Annotated in this window: 34 protein-coding genes; 15 read left to right on the top strand and 19 right to left on the bottom strand. The window is 67.9% G+C overall.

Annotated elements, in window-relative coordinates; translation table 11 throughout:
- Nucleotides 1-70 precede the first annotated feature (70 nt).
- The 6 genes from rpl7ae to NO978_RS13370 all read left to right on the top strand — a co-directional run bounded on the left by rpl7ae (nucleotide 71) and on the right by NO978_RS13370 (nucleotide 4,198).
- Nucleotides 71-430: a 50S ribosomal protein L7Ae gene (gene rpl7ae, locus NO978_RS13345; protein WP_089731742.1), complete on the top strand. Its 360-nt coding sequence runs from the start codon at nucleotides 71-73 to the stop codon at nucleotides 428-430.
- A gap of 9 nt (nucleotides 431-439) precedes the next feature.
- Nucleotides 440-664, top strand: coding sequence for a 30S ribosomal protein S28e (locus NO978_RS13350; RefSeq protein WP_089731743.1), 225 nt, complete (start codon nucleotides 440-442; stop codon nucleotides 662-664).
- On the top strand, nucleotides 664-870 hold the full coding sequence (locus NO978_RS13355) for a 50S ribosomal protein L24e (RefSeq protein WP_257300084.1): 207 nt from the start codon (nucleotides 664-666) through the stop codon (nucleotides 868-870). The genes NO978_RS13350 and NO978_RS13355 overlap by 1 nt, the downstream gene beginning before the upstream one ends.
- Nucleotides 867-1,331 carry a nucleoside-diphosphate kinase gene (ndk, locus tag NO978_RS13360; protein WP_257300085.1) on the top strand — a complete coding sequence of 155 codons (465 nt, stop codon included), beginning with the start codon at nucleotides 867-869 and terminating at the stop codon, nucleotides 1,329-1,331. Before NO978_RS13355 ends, ndk begins: the two co-directional genes overlap by 4 nt.
- Before the next feature lie 132 nt (nucleotides 1,332-1,463).
- Nucleotides 1,464-3,866 (top strand): penicillin acylase family protein, encoded by a 2,403-nt coding sequence (locus tag NO978_RS13365; RefSeq protein ID WP_257300086.1) that lies wholly within the window; start codon nucleotides 1,464-1,466, stop codon nucleotides 3,864-3,866.
- The gene (locus NO978_RS13370) at nucleotides 3,863-4,198 is read left to right on the top strand and encodes a hypothetical protein (RefSeq protein WP_257300087.1); all 336 of its coding nucleotides are present in this window, start codon (nucleotides 3,863-3,865) and stop codon (nucleotides 4,196-4,198) included. The genes NO978_RS13365 and NO978_RS13370 overlap by 4 nt, the downstream gene beginning before the upstream one ends.
- A gap of 18 nt (nucleotides 4,199-4,216) precedes the next feature.
- On the opposite strand, the gene NO978_RS13375 is transcribed toward NO978_RS13370, so the two are convergent.
- The 9 genes from NO978_RS13375 to NO978_RS13415 form a co-directional block, all read right to left on the bottom strand.
- A complete protein-coding gene (locus tag NO978_RS13375; protein WP_257300088.1) occupies nucleotides 4,217-5,296 on the bottom strand; it encodes a methionine synthase in 1,080 nt (359 codons plus the stop codon).
- A complete protein-coding gene (locus tag NO978_RS13380) occupies nucleotides 5,293-6,297 on the bottom strand; it encodes a 5-methyltetrahydropteroyltriglutamate--homocysteine methyltransferase (RefSeq protein WP_257300089.1) in 1,005 nt (334 codons plus the stop codon). Before NO978_RS13380 ends, NO978_RS13375 begins: the two co-directional genes overlap by 4 nt.
- A 65-nt stretch (nucleotides 6,298-6,362) precedes the next feature.
- Nucleotides 6,363-6,947 (bottom strand): HemK2/MTQ2 family protein methyltransferase, encoded by a 585-nt coding sequence (locus NO978_RS13385; protein WP_257300091.1) that lies wholly within the window; start codon nucleotides 6,945-6,947, stop codon nucleotides 6,363-6,365.
- Nucleotides 6,948-8,138, bottom strand: a complete 1,191-nt coding sequence (locus tag NO978_RS13390) for a mechanosensitive ion channel family protein (protein WP_257300092.1) — start codon at nucleotides 8,136-8,138, stop codon at nucleotides 6,948-6,950.
- Nucleotides 8,131-8,970 (bottom strand): 16S ribosomal RNA methyltransferase A, encoded by an 840-nt coding sequence (locus NO978_RS13395; protein ID WP_257300093.1) that lies wholly within the window; start codon nucleotides 8,968-8,970, stop codon nucleotides 8,131-8,133. The genes NO978_RS13390 and NO978_RS13395 overlap by 8 nt, the downstream gene beginning before the upstream one ends.
- Before the next feature lie 40 nt (nucleotides 8,971-9,010).
- A complete protein-coding gene (locus tag NO978_RS13400; protein ID WP_257300095.1) occupies nucleotides 9,011-9,589 on the bottom strand; it encodes a DUF655 domain-containing protein in 579 nt (192 codons plus the stop codon).
- A 55-nt stretch (nucleotides 9,590-9,644) separates the two neighbouring features.
- Nucleotides 9,645-10,001 carry an RNA polymerase Rpb4 family protein gene (locus tag NO978_RS13405; RefSeq protein ID WP_257300096.1) on the bottom strand — a complete coding sequence of 119 codons (357 nt, stop codon included), beginning with the start codon at nucleotides 9,999-10,001 and terminating at the stop codon, nucleotides 9,645-9,647.
- 3 nt (nucleotides 10,002-10,004) lie between these two features.
- Entirely contained in the window at nucleotides 10,005-10,295 is a 291-nt protein-coding gene (locus NO978_RS13410) for a 50S ribosomal protein L21e (RefSeq protein ID WP_257300097.1), read from the bottom strand.
- Nucleotides 10,296-10,389: 94 nt separating this feature from the next.
- Nucleotides 10,390-10,692 (bottom strand): hypothetical protein, encoded by a 303-nt coding sequence (locus NO978_RS13415; RefSeq protein WP_257300098.1) that lies wholly within the window; start codon nucleotides 10,690-10,692, stop codon nucleotides 10,390-10,392.
- Between the two features lie 177 nt (nucleotides 10,693-10,869).
- On the opposite strand from NO978_RS13415, the gene NO978_RS13420 reads away from it, so the two are divergent.
- The 4 genes from NO978_RS13420 (at nucleotide 10,870) to NO978_RS13435 (ending at nucleotide 13,652) form a co-directional block, all read left to right on the top strand.
- Complete coding sequence (locus tag NO978_RS13420) at nucleotides 10,870-11,436, top strand: GNAT family N-acetyltransferase (protein WP_257300100.1); 567 nt, start codon at nucleotides 10,870-10,872, stop codon at nucleotides 11,434-11,436.
- Nucleotides 11,437-11,480: 44 nt separating this feature from the next.
- Nucleotides 11,481-12,650, top strand: a complete 1,170-nt coding sequence (locus tag NO978_RS13425) for a cystathionine gamma-synthase (protein WP_257300101.1) — start codon at nucleotides 11,481-11,483, stop codon at nucleotides 12,648-12,650.
- 73 nt (nucleotides 12,651-12,723) lie between these two features.
- Entirely contained in the window at nucleotides 12,724-13,410 is a 687-nt protein-coding gene (locus tag NO978_RS13430; RefSeq protein ID WP_257300103.1) for an MBL fold metallo-hydrolase, read from the top strand.
- A gap of 2 nt (nucleotides 13,411-13,412) precedes the next feature.
- Complete coding sequence (locus NO978_RS13435; RefSeq protein WP_257300104.1) at nucleotides 13,413-13,652, top strand: hypothetical protein; 240 nt, start codon at nucleotides 13,413-13,415, stop codon at nucleotides 13,650-13,652.
- A gap of 76 nt (nucleotides 13,653-13,728) precedes the next feature.
- On the opposite strand, the gene NO978_RS13440 is transcribed toward NO978_RS13435, so the two are convergent.
- The 6 genes from NO978_RS13440 to NO978_RS13465 form a co-directional block, all read right to left on the bottom strand.
- Nucleotides 13,729-13,995 (bottom strand): elongation factor 1-beta, encoded by a 267-nt coding sequence (locus NO978_RS13440; RefSeq protein WP_257300106.1) that lies wholly within the window; start codon nucleotides 13,993-13,995, stop codon nucleotides 13,729-13,731.
- A 2-nt stretch (nucleotides 13,996-13,997) separates the two neighbouring features.
- A complete protein-coding gene (locus NO978_RS13445; protein ID WP_089731760.1) occupies nucleotides 13,998-14,177 on the bottom strand; it encodes an HVO_2753 family zinc finger protein in 180 nt (59 codons plus the stop codon).
- 45 nt (nucleotides 14,178-14,222) lie between these two features.
- Nucleotides 14,223-15,482, bottom strand: a complete 1,260-nt coding sequence (locus NO978_RS13450; RefSeq protein ID WP_257300107.1) for a tripartite tricarboxylate transporter permease — start codon at nucleotides 15,480-15,482, stop codon at nucleotides 14,223-14,225.
- A gap of 111 nt (nucleotides 15,483-15,593) precedes the next feature.
- Nucleotides 15,594-15,956, bottom strand: coding sequence for a 50S ribosomal protein P1 (gene rpl12p, locus NO978_RS13455; RefSeq protein ID WP_257300108.1), 363 nt, complete (start codon nucleotides 15,954-15,956; stop codon nucleotides 15,594-15,596).
- Nucleotides 15,957-15,961: 5 nt separating this feature from the next.
- On the bottom strand, nucleotides 15,962-17,023 hold the full coding sequence (locus NO978_RS13460) for a 50S ribosomal protein L10 (protein WP_257300109.1): 1,062 nt from the start codon (nucleotides 17,021-17,023) through the stop codon (nucleotides 15,962-15,964).
- The gene (locus tag NO978_RS13465) at nucleotides 17,023-17,664 is read right to left on the bottom strand and encodes a 50S ribosomal protein L1 (protein ID WP_257300111.1); all 642 of its coding nucleotides are present in this window, start codon (nucleotides 17,662-17,664) and stop codon (nucleotides 17,023-17,025) included. Before NO978_RS13465 ends, NO978_RS13460 begins: the two co-directional genes overlap by 1 nt.
- 348 nt (nucleotides 17,665-18,012) lie before the next feature.
- On the opposite strand from NO978_RS13465, the gene NO978_RS13470 reads away from it, so the two are divergent.
- On the top strand, nucleotides 18,013-18,621 hold the full coding sequence (locus tag NO978_RS13470) for a hypothetical protein (RefSeq protein ID WP_257300112.1): 609 nt from the start codon (nucleotides 18,013-18,015) through the stop codon (nucleotides 18,619-18,621).
- A gap of 121 nt (nucleotides 18,622-18,742) precedes the next feature.
- On the opposite strand, the gene NO978_RS13475 is transcribed toward NO978_RS13470, so the two are convergent.
- On the bottom strand, nucleotides 18,743-19,231 hold the full coding sequence (locus NO978_RS13475) for a 50S ribosomal protein L11 (protein ID WP_257300114.1): 489 nt from the start codon (nucleotides 19,229-19,231) through the stop codon (nucleotides 18,743-18,745).
- 144 nt (nucleotides 19,232-19,375) lie between these two features.
- On the opposite strand from NO978_RS13475, the gene NO978_RS13480 reads away from it, so the two are divergent.
- Nucleotides 19,376-19,963 (top strand): hypothetical protein, encoded by a 588-nt coding sequence (locus NO978_RS13480; protein ID WP_257300115.1) that lies wholly within the window; start codon nucleotides 19,376-19,378, stop codon nucleotides 19,961-19,963.
- Between the two features lie 4 nt (nucleotides 19,964-19,967).
- Here the strand turns inward: NO978_RS13480 and cutA are convergent, their stop codons facing one another.
- The 3 genes from cutA to NO978_RS13495 all read right to left on the bottom strand — a co-directional run bounded on the left by cutA (nucleotide 19,968) and on the right by NO978_RS13495 (nucleotide 21,110).
- Nucleotides 19,968-20,282, bottom strand: coding sequence for a divalent-cation tolerance protein CutA (gene cutA / locus NO978_RS13485; protein WP_257300116.1), 315 nt, complete (start codon nucleotides 20,280-20,282; stop codon nucleotides 19,968-19,970).
- A 55-nt stretch (nucleotides 20,283-20,337) separates the two neighbouring features.
- On the bottom strand, nucleotides 20,338-20,874 hold the full coding sequence (locus NO978_RS13490; RefSeq protein ID WP_257300117.1) for a hypothetical protein: 537 nt from the start codon (nucleotides 20,872-20,874) through the stop codon (nucleotides 20,338-20,340).
- A gap of 68 nt (nucleotides 20,875-20,942) precedes the next feature.
- Nucleotides 20,943-21,110 carry an HEWD family protein gene (locus NO978_RS13495; protein ID WP_257300118.1) on the bottom strand — a complete coding sequence of 56 codons (168 nt, stop codon included), beginning with the start codon at nucleotides 21,108-21,110 and terminating at the stop codon, nucleotides 20,943-20,945.
- A gap of 99 nt (nucleotides 21,111-21,209) precedes the next feature.
- Here NO978_RS13495 and NO978_RS13500 point away from each other — a divergent pair, with 99 nt between their 5' ends.
- The 3 genes from NO978_RS13500 to NO978_RS13510 form a co-directional block, all read left to right on the top strand.
- Complete coding sequence (locus NO978_RS13500) at nucleotides 21,210-21,533, top strand: EthD family reductase (protein ID WP_257300119.1); 324 nt, start codon at nucleotides 21,210-21,212, stop codon at nucleotides 21,531-21,533.
- On the top strand, nucleotides 21,530-23,215 hold the full coding sequence (locus tag NO978_RS13505; protein ID WP_257300120.1) for a thiamine pyrophosphate-binding protein: 1,686 nt from the start codon (nucleotides 21,530-21,532) through the stop codon (nucleotides 23,213-23,215). Before NO978_RS13500 ends, NO978_RS13505 begins: the two co-directional genes overlap by 4 nt.
- Before the next feature lie 85 nt (nucleotides 23,216-23,300).
- The coding region (locus tag NO978_RS13510; protein WP_257300121.1) for an NAD(P)-dependent oxidoreductase at nucleotides 23,301-23,559 on the top strand (259 nt) is incomplete at its 3' end.

Consider the following 23,559-nt stretch of genomic DNA (forward strand, 5'->3'; position numbering starts at 1 on the left):
TGACGGTCATGCGGGCGCGGCCCGCGACGGCAGGGGAGCGCGAGCCCACGTGTAGGAGAGGTGAACAACCATGGCAGTCTACGTAACCAAAGAAATCCCAGCCGACCTCCAAGAGGACGCCCTCGAGGCCCTCGAGGTCGCACGAGACACAGGCAGCGTAAAGAAAGGAACGAACGAGACGACGAAGGCCGTCGAGCGCGGCAACGCCGAGCTCATCTTCGTCGCGGAAGACGTCCAGCCCGAGGAGATCGTCATGCACCTCCCCGAGCTGGCCGACGAGAAGGGCATCCCGGTCGTCTTCATCGAGACTCAGGACGACGTCGGCCACGCGGCTGGCCTCGAAGTCGGGAGCGCCGCGGCCGCCGTCGTCGACGCCGGCGAGGCCTCGACGGACGTCGAGGACATCGCAGGCAAGCTCGAGGACCTTTAGAGGTAATCCATGAGTGCCGAAGAGTCCGAAGACGGCGCGACCCCCGCGGAAGTCATCGAGATAGTCGGCAAGACCGGCATGCACGGTGAAGCCATGCAGGTCAAGTGCCGCATCCGCGAAGGGGAGAATCAGGGTCGAATCATCACGCGCAACTGCCTCGGCCCGGTCCGCGAGGGCGACATCCTGCAGCTGCGGGAGACCGCTCGCGAGGCCGACTCCATCGGAGGACAATAATGGTGACGACGCGCGACTGTGAGTACTGTGGCGACGAGATCACGCCCGGAACGGGGACCCTGTTCGTCCACACGGACGGCACCACGGTCTACTACTGTTCCGCGAAGTGTGAGAAGAACGCCAACCTCGGCCGCGAGCCCCGCGACCTCGAGTGGACAGAGGCCGGTGCGCGTGTCTCCGGGGGCGAAGAGGACAGCGAGGAATGAGCGAGCGCGAGCGCACCTTCGTCATGGTCAAGCCCGACGGCGTCCAGCGCGGCCTCACCGGGGAGATCGTCTCCCGCTTCGAGGACCGCGGTCTGAAGCTGGTCGGCGCGAAGTTCATGCAGATCGACCAGGACCTCGCCGAGGAGCACTACGGCGAGCACGAGGGCAAGCCGTTCTTCGACGGCCTCGTCGAGTTCATCACCTCCGGTCCCGTCATGGCGATGGTCTGGGAGGGCGACGACGCCATCCGTCAGGTCCGTCACATGATGGGCGAGACCGACCCCGCCGAGTCAGCTCCGGGCACCATCCGCGGTGACTTCGGGCTGGACCTCGGTCGCAACGTCATCCACGGCTCGGACCACGAGGACCCCGGGTCGAACGAGCGCGAGATCGACCTGTTCTTCGACGAGGACGAGCTCGTCGACTACGAGAAGGTCGACGAAGGCTGGCTGTACGAGTAACGCCTTCGACTTCTTTCGCGATTTTATCCCTGAAGAGCGACAGCGCTCCTGGCGGCCTTCCGAATAGACTCCTGGGAGCGCCAGCCACGACGGAAAGAAACTTTACCCGTTCCGTCCGTTTGTGTGCCCATCGTGAACAAGGAAACGACGAGACGCGCAGTCCTCTCGGCGGTCCTCGGTGCTGGGGTCGGAGGGATGGCGCTGACGGAGGCCCGGTCGTACCTGGAACGGTTCGCTCCGGGCTCGGGAACGGTGTGGGGAGCGGCGAACCGGAACGCAGCCGGGCAGGTCGAGAGCCCGTACGGCGCGGCGACTGTCAGCTACGACGACCACCACGTCCCGCACGTCGAGGCGGACGACGAGCGTGCGGCGTACTTCGCGGTCGGCTACTGCCACGGCGCGGACCGCTTCTTCCAGATGGACCTCTTCCGACGGCTGATGGCTGGCGAGCTCTCGGCGGTCGTCGGGGACGTGGCGGTCGAGTCGGACGTGTTCCACCGCCAGCTCGACTTCGAGGGCGCGGCGGCGGCGACGTGGGAGCGCGCCGAGGGTACCCCGACCGGTGACGCGGTCGAGGCGTACGTCGACGGGGCGAACCGGGCGCTCGAACGGGAGTCGAAGCCGCTGGAGTACCGCCTGCTGTCGTTCGAGCCGCGCGAGTGGACGCCCACGGCGAGCCTGCTCATCTCGAAGCAGATCTCGTGGGGGCTCACGGGCTCGTTCCGCACCCTCCGGAAGGCGCTGGCGCGGGAGCGGCTCGGAAGCGAGGCGGCCGACGACCTGTACCCCCGACTCATGGACCACGATGTCCCCATCATCCGCGAGTCCGGTGGTGGGGGGTCCGTCGGGACGGGTGAGGCCGACGCCGCGACGCCCGAACCGGGGCTCGTCTCCTGGCTCGAGTCGTTCGGGACCGACCCTGGAATCGGCTCGAACTCGTGGGTGGTCTCCGGGGAGCAGACCGCATCGGGCGACCCCATCGTCGCCAACGACCCGCATCTGAACCTGACCGTGCCGCCGGTCTGGTACGAACAGCACGTCGTCGGCCCGGACCCGCTCGACGTGCGCGGCGTCTGCTTCCCCGGGGTCCCGTTCGTCATCATCGGCCAGAACCACGCCGGGGCGTGGGGATTCACCAACGTCGGCGGGGACGTCATGGACTTCTACACGTACGAGACGACGGGCGACGGGAGCTACCGGTACGGCGAGGAGACCCGGGAGTTCGACACGCGGACCGAGACCATCGAGGTGGCCGACGGCGAGGACGTCGCGGTGACGGTGAAGCGGTCGGTCCACGGCTCGGTGCTGACGCAGTACCCCGACGGCGACGGGTTCGAGCAGGCCGACGAGCTCGGCGTCGCGTGGACCGGGCTCTCCGCAACCCGGACCGTCGAGGCGGTCCGCGAACTCAACGTCGCCGACGGACTCGACGAGGCGGCGGCTGCCATCAGGAAGTTCGACGAGCCGACGCAGAACTTCGTCTACGCCGACGATTCGGGCAACACCTACTACTGGGCGACTGGCCAGTTTCCCATCCGGACGACCGACGGCGAGCCGGTGCAGGGGACCCGCATCTTCGACGGCTCGGCCCGGGAGGGCGAGTGGGGGCCGGGCTACACGCCCTTCGGCGAGTCCTCCTGGGAGGGGTTCGTTCCCTTCGAGGAGAAGCCGGGCGTCAGGAACCCCGACTACCTCGCGACGGGGAACCAGCGGCTCACGGACGACCCGGAGCACTACATCTCCGAAGGGTACGCGCCGCCGTTCCGTGGCGGCCGCATCTACGACCGGCTCGACGAGCGTGCGGCGAGCGACGAGCCGATGGACGCCGAGTTCGCCCGCGACGTACAGCTCGACGTCGTGGACGGCAGGTACGAGCTGTTCAGGCCGATACTCGCGGCGGTGGTCGAGCGCGGCCTCCCAGTGATGGTCGGGGTCGACCCGCCCGTATCGCCGGGCGCGCTGCTCGACTGGGACGGCGGGATGCGGCCCGACGAGCCCGAGCCGCTCCTGTTCGAGCACTGGCTCCGGGCCTTCCGCGACCGGACGTTCGAGGGCGCGTTCGCGGAGGCGGGCCTTCCGGACGACTTCTCGAAGCCGAACGACTGGATACTCGGGACGTTACCGGCGGACAGCGACTGGTTCGACGGCGACCGTGCCGCCGTCGCGGCCAACGCGATGCGTGACGCGCTCGAGACACTGTCGGACGAGGGCTGGGAGGACTACGGCGACTGGAACCACGTCCGGTTCGAGCACCCGTTCGACCAGCCGTTCCTGAACTACGACCAGCTCCGAACGTCGGGCTCGCCCGGCACGGTTCGGAACTTCCGGAGCGAGTCCTCGCGGGGGGCGAGCTGGCGGATGGTGGCCACGTTCGACGGGGAGTCCCGCGCCATCCTGCCCGGCGGGAACTCGGGCGACTACTTCTCGGAGCACTACGACGACCAGCTCCGGGCGTGGGCGGACGGCGAGTACAAGTCGATGCGGAGAACGGTCCCCGACGACGTCGACGTCGCCTTCGAGGAGGGAGACGGATGACCCCGGAGTTCCTCGAGGACCTGCGCGCCGACGACAGACGCCGCGTCGCCGTGACGAACGGCGCGGTCCTGCTCGGCCTCGGCCTCTCGCTGTTCCACTGGTTCGGGCTCTTCCTCGCGGGTGCCATTGCGGCACTCCCCCAGCGGACGGTTCCCCGCGGCATCGGCGCCGGTCTCGGCGTCGGTGTCCTCGCGGTCGTCGTGTTCCTCGGGCAGTTCTGGCTCGCCGGCACGCTCGGACCCGTGCTCGGGATGGGCCAGCCGGCCTGGCTGGCGCTGGCTATCGGGCTGGGCCTGCCGACGTTCGGCGCATTCGTCAGGGGCGTCGTCTGAGAAGGGAATCGCGACCGCTCAGTCGTCGGCGGGCGAGCGCTGCGAGGTGGCGGGCACCTCTATCTCGCCGGCGTCGAGTTCGGCCTCCACCTCGCGGACCGCCTGGACCATGTTCTCCATCTTGCCGAAGGCGACCTCCCGCGGGAGTAGCTTCACACCACAGTCGGGGGAGATGACGAGGCGCTCCGGTGGGACGACCTCCAGCCCCTTCCGGACGTTCTCCTTGATCTCCTCGACGGGCTCGACTTCGGCGACGTGGGCGTCGACGACGCCGAGCGCGAGGTCCTTCGTGAACTCGTCGGCGGTGAACACGTCGAGCTGCTCGTAGTCGCCGTTGGCGAGCTCGAGGTCGAACTCGTCGACCGGGTAGTCGAGGATCTCGGGGTAGATGCGCGAGTAGTCGCCGTAGCAGACGTGCAGGCCGATGCGCACGTCCTCGTCGATATTGTCGGCGATACGCTCCAGACATTCGCCGACGATGGCGTGGTCGTCCGGCGTCGTCGCGAGCGCGGGCTCGTCGATCTGGATGTAGCGCGCGCCGGCGTCGACCAGCTTCTCGATCTCCTCGTTGACGAGGTCGGCGAGGTCGTACGCGAGCGCCTCGTCGTCCTCGTAGGCCTCGTTGAACGACCAGTTCGCGAGCGTGTACGGGCCGGTGATGGGGACCTTGACGGGGCGCTCGGCGGCGTCGGCGGTGAACTCGTACTCGTCGACGAGCCAGCTCTCGTCGTAGGCGACGTCGTCGACGACGCTGGGCTTGTCGAAGTAGTTGTGTCCCCAGACCTTCACGGGCCCGTTGAACTCGTAGCCCTCGATGCGGTGGGCGAAGAACTCGACCATCTCGTTGCGGCGCATCTCACCGTCGACGACCACGTCGAGACCGGCGCGCTCGTGCTCGTCGGTGATGAGCCGACAGGCGTCGTCCTTCGCTTCGGCCCAGTCGTCCGCGTCGAACTCGTGGTCGGGGTCCTCGTACAGCTCCTTCGCGCGGTTCAGCCACTTGGGCTTCGGGTAGCTCCCGACGACGGTCGTCAGGAGGAAGTGGTCGTTCGGGTGGTCCTCGGGCCGGAACTGGTCGCGGTTTGCGTTGGTCGTCATGCTTGCACCTCCGTCTCGGCGAGGGCGACGGCGTCGGCGGCCGCCTCGACCTTCGCCTCGAACTTGCTGTAGGGGAGATAGAACGTCTCGGTGTTCGTCGTCACGTACGTCGTGTCGAACTCGGCGACCGGGAGGTTGTCGAACACCCAGTCGACGCGCTCGTTGATGGCCTCGGGCTCCTCGACGAGCGTGTTCTGTCCGTCGAGCAGGCCGAGCGCGATGTCGTCGGTCGCGCCGTACTCCTGCAGGTTGTACAGGTTCGCCTCGTGGTCGGCGACGAAGTCGAAGCCGACGGCGTCCACGTCGGCGTCGAGCAGGTGCGCGTACACCTTCTCGTCGAGGGCGCCCCAGTACGGGTGGACGACGACCTCGCAATCGACGGCGTCCGCGACGGCCGTGACGGCTTCGGGAACCTCCGCGTCGAGGCCCTCGCTGGGCGCGTTCTCGACGAGGGAGGGTTCGAGCAGGAACAGCGTCTCGACGTCGGGGAAGGCGTCGGCCTCACCGGCGAGGAAGTCGGCGACGGCGTGGAGGAACTCGGTCTCGTCGCCGTAGTGCTCGTCGGTGGCGAGGTCGGCCAGCGAGTACGGCCCCGGGAGCACGGCCTGCAGCCCGTCGTCGACCTGCTCCGCGGCGGCGTCGAGTTCGGCGGCCACGTCGCCGTCGAACGTCAGGTCGTCCTGCACGACCGGCTCGCGGTAGAAGTTGTTGTTGTCGTAGTAGCGCACGATGCCGCGGGTCTCGACGTTGTCGTGAACCGCCAGCGGGTGCGCGAGCATGTCGTCCCAGCGGAGCTGGCCCTCGACGACGCGGTCGAGCCCGGCGTCGGTCTGCGCGTCGACGACTTCGGTTCGAGCACGGTCGTAGGCGTCCTGCAGTTCCGGCCCTTCGTCGCCCGAGATGAGGTCGCCCTTCTGGTGGCCTTTCAGGTCCGAGAGCTCCGCTTTCGCCCAGTCTGGGAGGGGGAACAGTCCTGGTGTCGTCGCGACGAGGTCTGTCATCTTACTCCCGGCTTGGCTATGCGGGTGTTTAATATTTTCGAACCTTCGGAATGCGTGTAGGTTATCTACCGCAGGAGCTTCAGCACGGTCAACGTCTCGAACGGGAACGACTCGTCGCGGAGCGCGACGGCGCTGAACCCGTTGCTGGCAGCGCGGTCGACGACCGCGTCGACGCCGGTGAGGGAGGAGACGAGCAGGTACACCGCGCCGTCAGGCGCGAGGACGCGCCCCACGTCGTCGAGGAACGGGTCGATGACGGCCCGGCCGTCCTCGCCGCCGGTCAGGGCGACCTCCATCCAGTCGTTCCGGGCTGCGGCCTCGTCGCCCGGCAGGTACGGCGGGTTGAACACCACCGCGTCGAGGCGGCCCTCCCGGAACGGCTCCACGAGGTCCGCGCGCGCGACCTGCACGCCGTGCTCGCTCCGCTCGCGTGCCTGCTCGCAGGCGTGAGGGTTCAGGTCGGTCGCGACGACCGACGCGTCGGTCTCGGCGGCGACTCGCTCCGCCACGTAGCCCGAGCCGGTGCCGACCTCGACGACCGTTCCGGCGACACCGTCGGCGACGACCGCCTCGGCGAGCAGGTGTGAGTCCTCGGCCGGCTGGTACACCTCGGCCTCGACGCCGCGGCGCTCGGCCAGGTCGTCGGCCATCTACTCCTCACCCCCGTCGGGCGTGGGTTCTGCGGCCTGTGCGACCTCGTCGGGGGTCTCCTCGCGCGTGCCGAGAGTCCGCTGCGGGAACGGGATCTCGACGCCCGCCTCGTCGAAGGCCTCTTTCACCGCCGTGACGACCGCGGTGTGGGCCCGCCACTTCCGGCGCGCGCTCGGGTTGTCGATCCAGAACCGGACGCCGAGGACGACCGCCGAGTCGCCAAAGCGCTTCACGACGACCTGCGGCGTCGGCACGGTCAGGATGGTGTCGAGGTCCTCGATGGCCTCGGCGGCGGTCTCGACCGCGGCGTCGACGTCGGTGTCGTAGTCGACGCCGACCTCGACCTCCAGCCTGAGCCGCCCCTTCCGGGAGCGGTTGGTGATCTGCTGGCCACTGACCACGTCGTTGGGGAACATGACGTACTCGCCGTCGAACGTCTGGATGTGCGTGTTGAAGATGGAGATGTCGGTGACGATGCCCTCCACGTCGGCGACCTTGATCCAGTCGCCGATCTCGAACGGCCGCGAGAACATCAGCACGAACCCCGCGATCACCGCACCGAGGGTCTGTCTGGCCGCCATCCCGACGACGATGCCGGCGAACCCGGCCCCGACGAGCAGCCCGGTCAGTTCGACGTTCCAGACGCCCAGCGTGACGATGGTCGCGCCCGTCCAGAGGAAGACCTGCGAGACTCGGTAGGTGAGCCGTCGCTGGTGGTCGGAGAACGCCTCGGTCGTCGCCAGGTAGTCCTCGAGGACGCGCTTGACCAGTCGCGAGAGGATATGCGTTACCAGGACGAGCACGACGGTGACGAGTATCTTGTCCGAGTCGCCGGCCGACACCGGCAGGTTCTGCATCGCGGTCGCAACCTCGTCGGCGCTCGACCAGACGCCGACGACGACTGCGGCCGACACGAACACCGTCACACCGATGAACAGCAGCGTCAAGAGGTCCGCGATGGTGTTGCCGAACCGGTCGCGCAAGTTCCCCTGCACGCGGTTGGTGACGTAGCCGATAGCCCCGAGGAACGCGACCGCGGCGACTGTCGCAACTACCCGGAGCACCGGACTCTCGACCACGTCAGAGAGCCCGTTCACCGCCCCGACGAGGTCGCTGACCCAGCTCCCCCCGCCCGACTGGAGGCTCACGGCGGCGTCGGCGAGTCCCGAACGGACGCCGGACTCAGTCATCCGACGGACCACGGCCGACGTCGGCCGCGAGCGTCGCCAGTTCGGCGAACGTCTCCGGTGGGAGCTTCCCCGCCCGCTTGCTCATCAGTTCCTCGTCCGCTGCCTCGACGACGGCGTCGGCGTCGTCCAGGCCGGAGATGTGCGCCGTGTTCCGGATCGCGTTCCGCATCGTCTTCCGGCGCTGGGTGAACACCGCCTTCACGAAGCCGAGGAAGAACTCCTCGTCGTCGACCTCGTAGTCGGGGGCTCTCGGCGTACAGCGGACCACCGCACTGTCGACCTGTGGCGGCGGCGAGAACGCCTCGGCGGGGATGGTCTCGACCAGCTCCACGTCGGCGTAATGCTGCGTGCTCACCGAGAGCCGGCCGTAGTCGTCGGTCCCCGGCTCGGCGACCATCCGCTCGGCGAACTCCTGCTGGAACATCAGCACGAGCGGCCGGTTCCTGGGGAGGAGGCGGAACGTGATCGGGCTCGAAACGCCGTACGGCAGGTTCGACACCGACGCCGTGAACTCGGGCAGGTCGACCTCGAGTGCGTCCCCCTCGACGACGGTCAGCCGTCCAGCTTCGCGCTCCTCGGCGAACTCCTCGCGGAGGAAGGCGGCGAGGTTCGGGTCCCGCTCGATGGCGGTGACGTGGTCGGCCGTCGCGAGCAGACGGTCGGTCAGCGCGCCGTTGCCAGCACCGATCTCCAGCAGGTGCTCGCGGTCGGCCGTCTCGGGGAGGTACTCTGGAAGCCGGTCGAGGACGCGGTCGTCAACGAGGAAGTGCTGGTCGCGGTCGGGGTCGCCGCGGACCCCCGCCCGGGCCAGCAGTCCGTCGGGGTCTCTCATCGATTGCCCCCGGCTACGAGACCGGGAGGGAAAAAGCCGCCTACTCGTCGCTGCGGCCGACGAACGCCCTGTACTTCAGGTCGTCGTCGCGGAGCTCCTCGAGGATGCGCTCGACGAGCACGCCGGCGGGGTCGTGCAGGCCTGCGACGCGCTCTTCGAGGTCCTCGAAGCTCTCGAACGGCTTGCGCTTGCGCTGGTCGAGGATGCTGTTGCGCAGTTTCTTGCCGATGCCGGGCAGCAGGTTCAGCTGATGGAGCCGGAGGGTGATAGGCTGGGCGTCGTTGTAGAACGCGATGAAGCGGTCCTCATCGGCCTCTACCATCTCGTCGACGACGTACTCGACCTCCGACTGCGCGCCCGAGGAGAGGTCGTCGAACTCGACCTCGCGGACCCGCTTGACCGTGTCGCCCTGGGGTTCGATGGGTACCTCGTCGTCGATGGCCACGTTCGGCGTCTCCGAGAACACGACCTCGAACAGGCGGAAGTCGCGGGTGCCCAGCGCGTACGCGAGGGGCTCCCTGTCGTAGCCGGCTCGCCCGTCACTCGAACGGCCGTTGGGAAATATATCGAGGACGATGGCGTGGACCGACGCCTCCGCCTCACGTTCGGAATCGCTCATTCTATGTACGAGATAGGGGAGGCCCGTATTTAAAAGATGGCGACGGGGTGCCCGTTCAGGCGTACTTCGCGACGACGTTGAGTATCTCGTCGAGTTCGTCGCCGTCGAGCGTGTAGCGCTCCTTGGCGTACACCGAGCGCAGTTCCGTGCGGTCCTGCGGGAGCAGGTTCGCGATCTTGTACGCCGTCGCCTCGTCGACCTTCTCGAGCTCCTGCAGCTCGTCGACCAGCTCCTGTGCTTCCTCGACGTCGAGCACGGTGAAGCGGTTGACGTGCTCGATGGCCCGCGCCAGTTCGTACTGCATCTCGCGTTCCTCGTCGAGGGCCCTCTCCTCCTCGATATCGGCGAGGAGCTCCTTGACCTTCGGCACGGTCACGTACTCCTCGTCGAGCTTTTCTTTGAATATCGTCATGCGTTACTGCTGGGCCTTGAGGTGTGCTGCCGCGACGATGAGCGTCTTCTCCTTGCCGCCGTCCGTGATCTGGACCTTGAACGCGGCGCCCTGTTTCCCGACGACCTCGCCGGTCTGGCCGTCGAAGCGCGGGTGGTAGCGACCCTTCTGGACCGAGGGGTCGATCTTCAGGTGGACCTTCTGGCCCTCGTCGTACTCCTGAATCGCGCGCTGCGGCGGCGATGTACCCCGCTCGCGGGGGTGGTTCTTGAGCTTGTTCCGCGTGTTCTTCATGGGTCCGTTGGAGTTGGGCATAGTCGTACACCTCCCTTGTCTCGTCGCCGTTATAAATCGCACGTTGTTCGACTGCCGAAACGCCCGGATTCGGCTCGCAGACGCGGCCGGTCGGTCATCGGGCGACGGGGACGCAGCTAGCCCGACGGACGGTCTCCGCCCGATTCCCGGCACCGCTGCAGTCTCGGTCGAGCGCCGCAGCCGCCTGCTGCTCCCCGGTAGGGTCACTGACGGCGGCGGCGAGCGCGGCATCGAGTTCGGCGTTCGCCTCGTCCAGGTGGTCGGCGGTCGAGGCGCTGGATGTCGCCGTCGCGGTCGGGGTCGGTTCTGTCGGCGTGTCCGTTGCGGTCGTTCCGCCGCCACCGGACGAACAGCCGGCCAGCCCGAAGAGGGCAAGCGACCCGGCTGCCCGAAGCAAGCTTCGTCGGCGTATACACGAACCCGACCACCGACGCGCAAAAGAGACGTGGCCGTCGTGGCGCCGTGGTTTACGTCCTTAAACAGGGGGAGGACGTTTCCCCACTCCAATCACTTACGACATATAGCAAGAAAAAGGTATTAAACGCGGCTGAATATCGACTATCGAGTAAAAGAAATGTACGAAATTGAATCGAATGCTCCAAACTCTGGACGGTCGGGCGAGTGGCACTCCCCCGCTCCCTCCAGAGCGTCCGACCGCCCGCCCAGGTCGTTCCTCGATGCCCGTGGCCGCTACCTCCAGCTGTCCGTCGGCCAGGGGCTCTCGACGGAGACGTACGAGGCACTCGTCGAGATGTACGACACGTTCGACCCCGCTGACCGGGTCCACGGCCTGCCGCCGCTCGCGACGGACACCGTCCGCGACTGGCTCGACAACCTCCGCCCCGGACTCCACGCCGTCGCCCGCCACGACGGTCGTGTCGCGGGCCACGCGGTCCTCATGGAAGTCAGCGACGAGGACGCGCACGAACTCGCCATCTTCGTCCGTGCGGGCTACCAGCACGCACGCATCGGGACCCGCGTTCTGGAGCGCTTCTGCTGGGAGGCCGACCGGTACGGTATCCCCGCCATCACGCTCTTCGTCCAGTCCGACAACCGGCCCGCGCTCAACCTCTACCGGTCGATGGGCTTCGAGGGAGAGTACGTCGGCCACGGCGAACTGGAGATGCGTCTCGACCTGTAGTCGCTCAACGCAAGAGTAACCAGTCCGGGGGGCGATGCCCGCGTATGGACGAAGCAGACGAGGACTTCCGCATCGAGACGCGCTCCATCCACGCCGGGCAGGAGTCCGACGAGGAGACCGGCGCGCTCATGACACCGATCTACGCGAACTCCACGTACGAGCAGGACGGCCCGGGCGACCACCGCGGCTACGAGTACTCTCGCACGGCGAACCCGACACGCACCGACTTGGAGGCGAACCTCGCCAGCCTCGAGGGCGGCGAGTTCGGCCGTTGCTTCTCCTCCGGGATGGGTGCCATCAACACCGTCCTGAACCTGCTCGAAGCCGGCGACCACGTCGTCACCGGTGAGGACGTCTACGGCGGCACCCACCGCATCTTCACGCAGGTGTACGAGGACTACGACCTGGAGTTCTCGTTCGTGGATATGACCGACCTCGACGCCATCGAGGCTGCGATGCAGGAGAACACGGAGCTCCTCTGGCTGGAGACGCCGACGAACCCGCTCATGTCCGTCGTCGACATCCAGGGCGCGTCCGACATCGCACACGAGTACGACGCCCTCTGTGCCATCGACAACACGTTCGCCACGCCGTACCTCCAGCGGCCACTCGAACACGGCGCGGACATCGTGAGCCACTCCCTGACGAAGTACCTCGGCGGCCACTCCGACGTGGTCGGCGGCGCGCTCGTCACCGACGACGAGGCACTCGACGAACGGATCGGCTTCTACCAGAACTCCGTCGGCGCGACGCCCGGGCCACACGACTGCTTCCTCGTCCTCCGCGGGACGAAGACCCTGCCCGTGCGGATGGACCGGCACTGCGAGAACGCCCGGGCTATCGCTGACTGGCTGGCAGACCACGACGCCGTCTCGGCGGTGTTCTACCCCGGTCTCGACGACCACCCCGGTCACGAGACCGCGGCCGAGCAGATGGACGACTTCGGCGGGATGCTCAGCTTCGAGGTCGACGGCACGCTCGAACAGGCCAGCACCGTCGTCAGCGAGACCGAGGTGTTCACGCTCGCCGAGTCGCTCGGCGGCGTCGAGAGCCTCATCGAGCAGCCCGCGGCGATGACCCACGCGGCCATCCCGAAGGAGGAACGCATCGAAGCGGGCCTCACCGACGGCCTCATCCGCGTCAGCGTCGGCATCGAGCACGTCGACGACCTCACCGCGGACCTCCAGCAGGCGTTCGACGTGGCCGGGCTCTGAGTCGGGCTCCCGCCGCGCCCGCGGTCCCGCTGTCGGCACAACGGCTTTCCTCCTCGCAGTCGCAGTTCGGTACATGACACCCGAGGGCGTCCACACGCTCACCGTCGAGTTCGAGTTCGGCGGCCACGAACTCACGATCCACCCGACCGCCGTCGAGACGGACCACGGCCTCGTGCTACTGGACGTGGGGCTGCCCGGTGCGGCGGACCAGCTCCGCGACGCCCTCGCCGATGTCGGCTTCGATCTCGTGGACGTGTCGATGGTGGTGCTCACCCACCACGACGGCGACCACGCCGCTGGCCTCCCCGAGCTGGAGCGTGAGACTCCGCTCATCGTCGCTACGCATCGGGACGAGGCACCCTACGTCGACGGCCGCCGGCAGCCCGTCAAGGCCGACCCCGACGACGAGCGGTTCCCGCCGGTCACCGTCGACCTCGAACTCACCGGGGGCGAGACGTTCCACACCGACGCCGGGCCGATGCGGGTCGTCGAGACGCCCGGCCACTCGCCCGGGCACGTCTCCCTGTACTTCCCCGACCATCGGTTCCTCGTCGCCGGCGACGCGATGACGAACGACAACGAGGGCGCTGACTCCTTCGGCGGCCCCAAACCGCAGTTCACGCCGGAACTGGACGAGGCCGTCGAGTCGGTCGGCCGCCTCGCCGAACTCGCAATCGAGACGACACACTGCTATCACGGCGGCACCGCCGACGCCGGGACTGACGCAATCGCCGGCATCTACGAGGAGCAACGGAGCTGACTGTGTCAGACCCACACGAACCCGAACCGGGGAGCCTCGTCGACGAGGTTGTGGACCCGCGCCTGTTCCTGGTCGTCGTCAGCATCGCCGCCGTCTCGGTCACGGCGGACTACCTCGGTGTCGGCGTCCTCGGCGTCGAGACGGTCGCGGACGCGATAGAGACCGTCCTCGTCATGACCGTCGGTTCCTACGTGGGCGTCGTCGTCATCGACGTCGCCTGGAACCGCCTCCTCTGGAGCTGACGCTCGGCAGCACAGTCGCTACGGGGACGAACGAACGGTCACCGTGTGGTGACCAGAAATCGCGGTCGGACCGGACTCAGATGCGGCCGACGTTCTCGACGGAGACGGACTCGACGCCCTCGACCTCTCCGAAGGCCTCCTCGACGGCCTCGGTGCCACCGGCGTCGTCGGGCACGATGACGGTCGGGAACAGTGCGACGAGACCGAACGCGACGTCGTTGCGCTCGACGCCGTTGATCTTCGCGCCCTCGGGCAGGGAGTTCTCGAGACGCTCCTGGAGCTCGTCCAGGTCGATGTCCGGGCTGTTCGGCATGACCTTGATCTTGGCTGCTACCTTCCCCATGATTACGGCCCCTCGAACCCGCAGTCGGGACAGTTGTACAGGTTGCTCTGCTTGCGGCACTTCGCGCAGCGGTAGATCTGCGCACCACAGTCCGGGCACTTGAACGCGGCTGCGTTCGTCCCGGAGATGTTGATCCCACAGGAGACGCAGGTGCGCCGGGCGCGTTGGTTCGACTCGCTCATACCGCTGGTTTCCCGCCCGTCGGTTTTAACGGTTGTCTTTCGACCCTACAGCGCGAGCGGCACGAGGAGCACGCCCATGCAGTAGACCCGCCGCGTCCGAAGGCGGACCGGGACCAGTCCGACGAGCGTCGCCGTCGCGAACAACACCACCCCGACCGGACCCGCGAACGCCAGGGAGAGCACCACCAGCAGGCCGAGCGCAGCACCGGAGAGCCGGCGCGAGTCCACACGCCCGACGAACCTCAGGTAGTGGTCGCCCACGGTGACCACCAGCACCGTCCCGGCCGCGCCTGCGACGACGACCGCAACCAGCGCGACCGGGAGCGAGGGCACACCACCGACGCGGTCGACCGCGACCAGCACGCCCGTTCGCGGCGAGCCGAGGGAGACGAGCGCGAACAGCGCGAAGACCCCGTTGGCCGTGTTGACGCCGCTCGTCGCGACGACGTACCCCCGGTCGCCCGTCTCCGAGGGGAGCCCCGCCAGCGCGGCCGTCGCTGCCACGGCACTCGACACGCCCGGCAGGTACCCCACGGCCCCGCCGGCCAGCGCACCGGTCCCGGCGGCCACGCCGACCGAGCGCCGGTCGACCAGCAGCCGGGCGTCGGCCTGCGGCGGGACACCCCCGCCGTCCATCGCGTCCAGCAGTACCGGTGCGCCGAACAGCCCGGCGAACAGCGGCGTCAGCACGCTCGCGGGGAGCGGTGCCGCGGGCTCCATCGGGAGTGCAACGGCTCCGAGCGCGCCGGAGAGGGCGAGGACGACCAGCCCCGCGAGCCGCGGCCACCACGACGGTTCGACGGCGAGCGTCAGGACCACGACCGCAGCGAGCACCAGCGACAGGTGGGCGAGCAGTGTCGGGTACGCGGCCGTCATGAGTTCTGTCACCGGGACCGCGAGGAGCGCGGCGAGTACGAGGGCCACGCCACTGCCGAGGGCGGACAGCCGAAGTGCCTCTTGCCCCCGACCACCGAGTACGAGCCGATGGCCGGGGAGCGCCGACGCTGCCATCGCCGCATCGGGGACCCCGAGCGCCAGCGCCGGCACCACGTCGAGGAACGTGTGGACGACACCGGCGGACAGCATCGCCGCGACGACGCAGGACTGCGGTGCCGGGGCCGACGGCGCCACCGCCGCCAGCAGCAACGCGAAGTTGTTGGCGTGCAGCCCCGGCGTCAGCCCGCTCGCCGTGCCGAGACAGACCCCCGCGAACACGGACACGAGCAGCCACAGATCGGTGACGACGCCGGGGGTGGCGAACGGTGCGACCGGCGCACTCGCACCGGTGACGAGGGACGGGTCCATCGCCGACTCTGGTGGCGTGCTAGTATAAGAACGTCAGCGTGGGTCGGCGGCGACAGCCGCGGCTCGTGGTCCGCTGTGCCGAAAGAAAGCTCGATTGCTGTGGCGTGACGTTCAGCCGAAGAGGCCGCCGAGGCCCTCGGCGCCCTCGTCGGAGACGTCCTCGTCGTCGTCGTCATCGTCGTCGTCCGTCGTGTCCGGCACGTCGGAGACTTCCTCCTCGTCCTCGTCGTCGCCACCTTCGTCGCCACCCTCGTCAGCCGGGGCAGCGCCGCCTGCGGCTGCGCCGCCGGCGGGGACAGCGGCCGCCTCCGAGACGGCCTCCTCGATGTCGACGTCCTCGAGCGCTGCGACGAGCGCCTTGACGCGCGACTCCTCGACGTCGACGCCCGCTGCGTCGAGTACTGCGGTGAGGTTCTCTTCGTTGATCTCTTCGCCCGATTCGTTCAGGATGAGTGCTGCGTAAACGTACTCCATTGTAATTATCCAAACATGTTGCCGAGTCCAGCTGCGCCCTCCTCGTCGTCGTCGTCGCCGTCGTCTTCGTCGGCGGCGTCGGCGTCGGCGTCAGCTTCCTCGGTCGTGTCTTGGTCGTCGTCCGATTCGTCTTCGGCTTCGGTGGTCTCCGCCTCCTCGGGAGCTGCAGGCTCGATGTCCTGCAGTTCCTCCGGAAGCGCCTCGGGGTCGTCGAACGCTGCCGCGAGCGCGCGGACCTGCCCGTCCGCCTTCCGGACGAGGTCGTCCACGAGCTCCGGGCTCTCGACGGAGGCGTGCAGGCCGAGGCTCTTGGCCTCGCCCGTCGCCTTCGCGATGAGCGTCGACACGGTGGCTGCCGTCGGGTAGGTCGCGTTGACGGAGAGGTTCCGTGCGCGAGCGGCCGCCGCGGCCACGTCGCTGCGGTAGGCCTCGATGTCGATGTCGAGGTCCTCGGGGTCGAACATGACGCCGTCAGAGTAGACGGCGCGCAGGTCGAGCCCGACCTCTTTCGGCTCGATGCCGAGTTCGCTCAGCACGTTCGCGAGCCCGTCAGAAACCTCCTCGCCCGCGCTCAGAACGTTCGAGTCCTCCGTGACGTGGATGGACCCGTCCTGGATGCGTGCCGCGGCACCGACCTGCTGGAGTTCGCCGACGAACGGTCCCGGGTCGACACCGGTGTCGCCCTCGGGGATGAGGATGTCGTTCGGCGCGACTTCGCCAGCGTTGATCGGCGCGGGGGTCTTCGAGGCTTCGAGCACCTTGTACAGCGCGAACGGGTTGTCGTCCGTGCCGATGAGGCCGACCTGGCCCTCGATGTGCTCGGCGAGGCCTTCGATGCCCTCGTCAACCTCGTCGAGCGCACGCTCGAGCAGCGTGTTCCGACTCATCCGGAGCTTCGTGTCCGGGTAGAGGTCGGCGCGCATCGCCTGGAGCTGTCGGCTCGGGATGCCTGCGACGTTGACGATGCCGACGCTCTGGAAGGACTCGATCATCTCGACCAGCTCGTCGACCTCCTCGACCTTCCACTGCGGAAGGTTCTCGGTCTTGCGCTCGGCTCCGGCGCTCATCAGGCGCTCACCTCCACGGACGGCCCCATCGTGGTCTTCACGTAGATGGAGTCGATGTTGAGGGGGCCCTTCTCGAGGTTGGCCTCCAGCCGCCGGATGATGACGTCGATGTTGTCGGCGATGTCGTCCGCATCCATGTCTTCTGCACCGACACGGGTGTGGAACGTCCGCCGGTCACGGCTCCGGAGCTGGACGGTGTTCTTCATGCGGTTGACGGTCTCCACGACGTCCTCGTCGAGGCCGAGCGGTGTCGGCATCTTCCCTCGCGGACCGAGGATGGTCCCGAGGTGACGAGCGACGTCCTGCATCATGTCTTCCTCCGCGATGAAGAAGTCTATCTTGTCGGCGAGGTCCTTCGCGTCGTCGTCGTCACCGCCCAGTTCCGCCAGACCGTCTCCGCCGAACACTTCGTCGGCGACGTCCTCGGCTCGGAGGGCGGTTTCGCCCTCGGCGAAGACTACGATCTTGGTTTCCTGGCCGGTGCCCGACGGCAACACGACGGACTCGTCGATACGTTTCGACGGGTCGTTGAGGTCAAGGTCGCGCAGGTTGATCGCGAGATCGACCGTTTCGCGGAAGTTCCGCTCCTGGCCGTCCTCGAGTGCGCGAGAGACTGCTGTGACTATATCCTGGTCTGCCATCGTTCACCTCCGTAGTACGCGTAGTGCTCCTACGGGTCAGTGAAACAGGCGAAGCCTGTCTCACGTAGGCCGTGACGGAGTGCAAACTTAAAGCCGTCGAACCCGACCAGCCGGCAACACGGCAGTTTGCGTCGGGTAGCCGCCTGCAAGCAACCTGTCCGGTCCGTCCGTTCGACTTCCCCGTTGCACCAACACCGGGGCCGACTTCGAACCGGCCGTCGTCGTCCGCGAGGTGATTGCCGGGCTCCGGTCTGGGACGTTCCAGAGGGCGAGCGTTGCTCGACTGATATAACTGCGCGCGAGCCAGAGAGTTTTTCCGCTTCCACTGCTTCGGAACCACCGAAACGGATGGAAGACACGAGCGACAGACTGGACGACCACATCTCCCACGCCATCGTCGATGGCACGCCGTACGAACGACTGCGCGCGCGACGTTACAGCCTCTTCTCCGGGACGATCCCGACGAAGCTCCGACGACAGGGCGGACTCCTGCTCCTGCTCACCGCGGTGGTCCCGGTTCTCGGTGCCGCGACCGCGACGACGGAGGGCGGGACCGCGTGGTCGGCCCTGTTCACCTCGCCGAAGATCGCGCTGCTCGCCTTCTTCGCCGTCGGCGTCGAGACGCTCGCGGCCGTCGCGCTGTTCGCCATCGCGGCGCTCCGGCTGAAACACGAGATACTGGACGAACGGACCGCTCACCGACTGTTGAACCTCGAGGACATGGCGTCCATGGTTGGCCTCGGGACCGGGGGGCTCGCCGTCGTGCTCGTCGCCACCTACGCTGTCGTCGGTGTGCTCGCGCCGGACGCACTGGTCGGCCTGCAGCCTGCTCACTCCGCCGGACCCTTCTCGGGCTCCGGGGCGGGCGTGCCCCTGGCAGCCATCGCCGGGCTGTCGTCGGTGCTCGCCGTCGCCACGGTCGTCGGTGGCAGTCTGCTGCGCGAGCGCCTGTCGTAGCCGGCGCTCGTCGGGTGTCGTCGATTCGAAGGACGGCCGCTGTCGATATACCCGTGACTCTCCGGTAGTCTGGACGAGCGTCGGAAACTCGTGGTCCGCTCGAGAGACGAGCGTTCGCGGATTACGCTGCCGCTTCGTCCGCGAAAACGTCGTCGTACTCGCCGTCGTCGATTCGCTGCTTGAACTCGCGGGGGTTCTCGCCCTCGATGGTGACACCGAGCGACGTGCAGGTGCCGACGACCTCTTTCGCGGCGTTCTTCAGGTCGTAGGAGAGCAGGTCCGAGTGCTTCTGGTCGGCGATCTGCTTGACCTGATCGACGGAGAGGTCCGCGACGAAGTTCTCCTGGGGCTCGCCGCTACCGGTGTCGAAGCCGGCTTCGTCCTTGATGAGCTCCGCCGTCGGCGGGACGCCGACCTCGATGGAGAAGGAGCCGTCGTCGTCGTAATCGACGGTGACGGGCACTTCCGTGCCGTCGAACGCGGCGGTCTCCTCGTTGATCTGACTTACGACTGCCTGCACGTCGACGGGTGTCGGACCGAGCTCGGGACCGAGCGGCGGGCCAGGGTTGGCCTGGCCACCCGGAACGAGCACTTCGATGGTTCCAGCCATGCGTGAACGAATCCGTGCGCGAGTTTTAAGGATTGTCTTTCGGCGGCGGGTGCGTGTCGCTGTCACGGCACACTATCCCGGTTTCGGGATTGGTAAGAGTTATGTGAACTGCGGCCTTGAGAGAGTGGAAACTGGTACTCTCACATGAAACTGGCAACCGACCCCACTCCGAACGAACGAGACGCAGCGATCAGTACACAGTCCGGCCAGACCGTCCGTCCCTTCGACCCGGACCCCGCGGCCGTCGACCTCGCGGACCTCGCCCACGGGACGGCCAACGTCTGCCGTGCGGCCGGGCAGTCCCGGTTCTTCTACAGCGTGGCACTCCACTCGCTCTACGTCAGCCGCGAGCTCGAACGCGCCGGCGAGGACGAACGGACGCAGCTCTACGGGCTGCTCCACGACGCCTCCGAAGCCTACGTCGCGGACGTTCCCGGCCCGCTGAAGAAGCACCTGCCGAACTACAAGCGCGCCGAGGAACACGTGCAGGACGCTATCTGGGTGGCGTTCGAGCTCGAACCGCCGACCGACGAGGCGTGGACGGCAGTCAAGCGCGCGGACGGGCGGCTCCAGCGCTTCGAGCTCCCCGTACTCATCCCCTCGCAGGAGTGGGAGGGCGACCGGCCGGCGCTCGGCTACGACCTCCGGCTCGACGCGACGGACGACGTGCCGGCGCTGTTCGAGTCCCGCGCGACGGAGCTCGTCGAAGCGACCGACGCGGCTCGGCCGTAGCGGCTCAGTCCTCTACGGAGTCGACTGCCGCACCGAGCCACTCCGCGAACGATTCCGTCGTGTCGGCCACCTCGAACCGCTCGATACAGGGAACGTCGTACGGATGCAGCTCCTCGACACGTGCCATCAGTTCGTCGCAGGTTCCCTCCGTCGTCTTCGCGAGCAGAACCACCTCGTCGTCGTCGTGAATCTCGCCCTCCCAGCGGTACGTCGAGCGGCAGCGCACGCGATTGACGCAGGCGGCGAGTCGCTCCTCGACGAGCTGGCTGGCCAGGTCGGCTGCGGCGTCCGGCGGCGCGGTGATGTAGACGGTCGGCATGCCAGTGTCTGCGGGTGGCTGGACCAAAACGAGCCGGGGTGGCGCTGAGGGGGCGTCAGCTGCTCGTCGTGCCGTCGCCTTCGATCTTGAACGTCTCCGCGGGACCGGCCGATGCGGCGGTTCCGGCGACGAGGGCGTCGCAGGCGTCGACGACGAACGAGAAGCCGTCGCCGTCACCGTCGTCGCCACCGACGCGGAGGCTCGCGTTCCGGGAGTAGTCGTCGTCCGGACAGGACTCGGTCGGCCAGTCGTACGTCGCGGTCGCGTCGGTCGGGAGGGTCGCGGTCACCTCGTACTCCCCGTCCCAGGCTGCGGCGTTCTCGAACTTGGCTGCCTGCCCGTTGTCGAGTTCGTACCTCCCTGACAGGAGCTGTTCGTCGGTGTCGGTCCGGCGGAGCGCCACGTGGATGCGCAGCGTCTCGTCGTGGAGGTTCGCGAGATAGAGGTCGTGGCGCTGGTCGGCCTCGCCGGTCCCGTTCTGGGTGTCCGTCGGCGTCGCTTCGTCGTCGCCGCCGGCGTTCAGCAAGCTGCTACAGCCGGCCAGCGCAGTCGAGGCCGCACCGACGGTGGCGAGGAGGGCGCGTCGCTTCATGCTGTGACGCACGGGTCGGCAGGATAACGGCCTTCTGCTAGCTGAAATCGGATTTTCAGCCCGTTCGACTACTCCGCGACGGGGTTGAACGTCCCGTTGATGTCCCACTCGTGGATGCAGAACAGCTCGCCGGCTGCGCCGTCGGCGACCCGCCACGACTCGACGTCGTCGTCCCATCGCTCCCGTCGGCCACACAGCTCGCAGGTCCGGGCGGTCGGTCGCTTCAGTTCCGTCATAGCTTGCAGTGTATCGTCGAGACACAAAAGCTCACGCGCCCCCGGCAGGTTTCCCGCACCGGTAAACCCAAGGGAGCGCCGAGCGTCGGTTCGACCGATATGGTGAAGCTCGTCAACCTCCTCGTCCGGCAGGACGACATGTCGCACGAGGAGTTCGTGGAGTACTGGTACGAGGAACACGTTCCGCTGGCCGAGGAGCTGCCCCACGCGAACAAGTACGCTACGAGCGTGCCGACCGCCCCCGAGCGCAGCGAGTACGACGGCATCGTCGAACTGTACTTCGACGACATGAGCGACCTGCAGGCCGCCTTCGAGTCGGAGGTCGGACAGGAGGTCCAGGCCGACCTCGCGCACTTCGCGAAGCCCGATGCGGGGCCGACACTGTACGTCGACGAGACCGTCCAGATGGGCGGAGACGCATGAACACGGCCGAACGCGTCGTCGAGACGCTCTCGGCGCTCGGCACCGAGTACGTGTTCGGCTACCCCGGCGGTCGCGTCATCGAGGTGTTCGAGACGCTCGCCGACCACGACGAGATACAGGTCGTCCGCCCGCGCGACGAGCGCGAGGCGAGCGTGATGGCCGAGTCCTACGGCCGGATGACCGGCCAGCCCGGCGTCCTCGCCGGACAGGGGCCGTGGGTCGGCAGCCTCGGCAACATGGGCCAGATGGAGGCCCGGCTCGCCTCCTCGCCGATGGTCGCCATCACCGAAGCCAGCGAGCGTGGCGACTACTCCACGCTCGCGCCGTACCAGCAGTCCCGCGGCGACTACGGCGGGCTGGCGCTCCCGAAGATTCTCGACGGCGTCACCAAGGAGTGGTGGTTCCCGCGCAGCCCGACCGAGACGGTCCGCTCGACGCAGCTGGCGTTCAAGCACGCGACCGCCGGCCGACCGGGCCCGACCGCGGTCATCCTCGACGGCGATGCCGTCAGCGAGGAGTTCCCCGAGGAGGACATCCCGCCGGTATGGGACGACGAACGACAGGTGCAGAACTGGCAGGCACAGCCGACCGACGACGACGTGGCAGACGCCGTCGAGGCGCTCGAATCCGCCGAGCGGCCGGTCATCATCTCGGGCAACGGCGTCCACGCGGCCGACGCCTACGACGAGCTGCAGGCCGTCGCCGAGGCGTACGACGCGGCCGTCGCCACATCCTACCTCGGGAAGTCGACGATTCCGGAGACCCACGAGCGTGCAGCGGGCGTCATCGGCTCGTTCGGTCACGAGGGCGCGAATCAGGTCGTCAGCGAGGCCGACACGCTGCTCGTCGTCGGCTGCCGGATGAACCCGATGGACACCAACTGGCAGGCCGCCTCCTTCATCCGCCCGGACGAGCAGACCATCGTCCACGCGGACATCGACACCCGCAACGCTGGCTGGGTGTACCCGGCCGACGTGGGCCTCATCGGCGACGCCGCGGAGTCGCTTTCCGTGCTCGCCGACGCGGGCGGCAGCGAGAACGGCTGGGCGCTCGACCGTGCTGCGGAGGCACGCGAGGACTTCTCGGTGGCCGAGTGCGAGTCAGACGACACGCCCATCATGCCCCAGCGGGCCTGCAAGGCCATCGAGAGCGTCGTCGACTCCGAGACCGTCGTCACCGCGGACTCCGGCAACAACCGGTTCTGGCTGCTCAACTACCTCCAGACGCCGGACACGGGGACCTACTACGGCTCCGGCGGCGTCGGCGGCATGGGCTGGGCGGCCCCGGCGGCGGTCACCGCCGCGCTGCTCGGGAAAGACGCCATCGGCGTCGCCGGCGACGGCGGCTTCACGATGACGATGACCGCCGTCGAGACGGCTGTCGACCACGGCGTCGCGCCGACGTTCGTGATACTCAACGACACGAGTCTCGGGATGGTCCGGCAGATGGACGACTCCATCCCCGGCGTCGAGTTCCACGACACCGACTTCGTGCAGGCCGCCGAGGCTCTCGGCGGAGAGGCTCATCGCATCACCGACCCGGACGACCTCGAACCGACGCTCGAGGCGGCGAAGGAGAACGACGTGCCGACCGTGCTCGACGTGCGCATCGACCGCGAGCCGGACATGGCCGAGACGCTCCAGTCGTCGTTCTACGCCGAGGTCGGCGGGCTCCACGAGTAACGCTCACACCCGATTTGGCGGGGAACAGCGGGTGTGGCTGCCGTCACGGGAACCTTTTTGCCGGCTGTCGATGAACGTTCGTCCAATGTCGGATTCGACCGTACTCGTCACGGGTGGTACCGGATTCATCGGTTCGTACGTCGCGAAGGACCTGATAGAGCACGGCCACGACGTGGTGGCCTACGACCTCTCGACGGACCCGCGTATTCTGGAGAAGCTCGACATCGCCGACGACGTCGAGATTCGCCGGGGCGACGTGAGCGACCCGACGGACGTGGTCAACGCCGTCGCCGAGACCGACACCACGCACATCGTCCACCTCGCGGCGCTGCTGACGAACACGG

The organism is Haloarchaeobius sp. FL176 (assembly GCF_024609245.1).
GTDB lineage: Archaea > Halobacteriota > Halobacteria > Halobacteriales > Natrialbaceae > Haloarchaeobius.

Bases quoted from the DNA above. Each gene is read 5' to 3' on its own strand.
- rpl7ae (WP_089731742.1), top strand. From the start codon at position 71: ATGGCAGTCTACGTAACCAAAGAAATCCCAGCCGACCTCCAAGAGGAC.
- NO978_RS13350 (WP_089731743.1), top strand. From the start codon at position 440: ATGAGTGCCGAAGAGTCCGAAGACGGCGCGACCCCCGCGGAAGTCATC.
- NO978_RS13355 (WP_257300084.1), top strand. From the start codon at position 664: ATGGTGACGACGCGCGACTGTGAGTACTGTGGCGACGAGATCACGCCC.
- ndk (WP_257300085.1), top strand. From the start codon at position 867: ATGAGCGAGCGCGAGCGCACCTTCGTCATGGTCAAGCCCGACGGCGTC.
- NO978_RS13370 (WP_257300087.1), top strand. From the start codon at position 3,863: ATGACCCCGGAGTTCCTCGAGGACCTGCGCGCCGACGACAGACGCCGC.
- NO978_RS13375 (WP_257300088.1), bottom strand. From the start codon at position 5,296: ATGACGACCAACGCAAACCGCGACCAGTTCCGGCCCGAGGACCACCCG.
- NO978_RS13380 (WP_257300089.1), bottom strand. From the start codon at position 6,297: ATGACAGACCTCGTCGCGACGACACCAGGACTGTTCCCCCTCCCAGAC.
- NO978_RS13385 (WP_257300091.1), bottom strand. From the start codon at position 6,947: ATGGCCGACGACCTGGCCGAGCGCCGCGGCGTCGAGGCCGAGGTGTAC.
- NO978_RS13390 (WP_257300092.1), bottom strand. From the start codon at position 8,138: ATGACTGAGTCCGGCGTCCGTTCGGGACTCGCCGACGCCGCCGTGAGC.
- NO978_RS13395 (WP_257300093.1), bottom strand. From the start codon at position 8,970: ATGAGAGACCCCGACGGACTGCTGGCCCGGGCGGGGGTCCGCGGCGAC.
- NO978_RS13400 (WP_257300095.1), bottom strand. From the start codon at position 9,589: ATGAGCGATTCCGAACGTGAGGCGGAGGCGTCGGTCCACGCCATCGTC.
- NO978_RS13405 (WP_257300096.1), bottom strand. From the start codon at position 10,001: ATGACGATATTCAAAGAAAAGCTCGACGAGGAGTACGTGACCGTGCCG.
- NO978_RS13410 (WP_257300097.1), bottom strand. From the start codon at position 10,295: ATGCCCAACTCCAACGGACCCATGAAGAACACGCGGAACAAGCTCAAG.
- NO978_RS13420 (WP_257300100.1), top strand. From the start codon at position 10,870: ATGTACGAAATTGAATCGAATGCTCCAAACTCTGGACGGTCGGGCGAG.
- NO978_RS13425 (WP_257300101.1), top strand. From the start codon at position 11,481: ATGGACGAAGCAGACGAGGACTTCCGCATCGAGACGCGCTCCATCCAC.
- NO978_RS13430 (WP_257300103.1), top strand. From the start codon at position 12,724: ATGACACCCGAGGGCGTCCACACGCTCACCGTCGAGTTCGAGTTCGGC.
- NO978_RS13440 (WP_257300106.1), bottom strand. From the start codon at position 13,995: ATGGGGAAGGTAGCAGCCAAGATCAAGGTCATGCCGAACAGCCCGGAC.
- NO978_RS13445 (WP_089731760.1), bottom strand. From the start codon at position 14,177: ATGAGCGAGTCGAACCAACGCGCCCGGCGCACCTGCGTCTCCTGTGGG.
- NO978_RS13450 (WP_257300107.1), bottom strand. From the start codon at position 15,482: ATGGACCCGTCCCTCGTCACCGGTGCGAGTGCGCCGGTCGCACCGTTC.
- rpl12p (WP_257300108.1), bottom strand. From the start codon at position 15,956: ATGGAGTACGTTTACGCAGCACTCATCCTGAACGAATCGGGCGAAGAG.
- NO978_RS13460 (WP_257300109.1), bottom strand. From the start codon at position 17,023: ATGAGCGCCGGAGCCGAGCGCAAGACCGAGAACCTTCCGCAGTGGAAG.
- NO978_RS13465 (WP_257300111.1), bottom strand. From the start codon at position 17,664: ATGGCAGACCAGGATATAGTCACAGCAGTCTCTCGCGCACTCGAGGAC.
- NO978_RS13470 (WP_257300112.1), top strand. From the start codon at position 18,013: ATGGAAGACACGAGCGACAGACTGGACGACCACATCTCCCACGCCATC.
- NO978_RS13475 (WP_257300114.1), bottom strand. From the start codon at position 19,231: ATGGCTGGAACCATCGAAGTGCTCGTTCCGGGTGGCCAGGCCAACCCT.
- NO978_RS13480 (WP_257300115.1), top strand. From the start codon at position 19,376: ATGAAACTGGCAACCGACCCCACTCCGAACGAACGAGACGCAGCGATC.
- cutA (WP_257300116.1), bottom strand. From the start codon at position 20,282: ATGCCGACCGTCTACATCACCGCGCCGCCGGACGCCGCAGCCGACCTG.
- NO978_RS13490 (WP_257300117.1), bottom strand. From the start codon at position 20,874: ATGAAGCGACGCGCCCTCCTCGCCACCGTCGGTGCGGCCTCGACTGCG.
- NO978_RS13495 (WP_257300118.1), bottom strand. From the start codon at position 21,110: ATGACGGAACTGAAGCGACCGACCGCCCGGACCTGCGAGCTGTGTGGC.
- NO978_RS13500 (WP_257300119.1), top strand. From the start codon at position 21,210: ATGGTGAAGCTCGTCAACCTCCTCGTCCGGCAGGACGACATGTCGCAC.
- NO978_RS13505 (WP_257300120.1), top strand. From the start codon at position 21,530: ATGAACACGGCCGAACGCGTCGTCGAGACGCTCTCGGCGCTCGGCACC.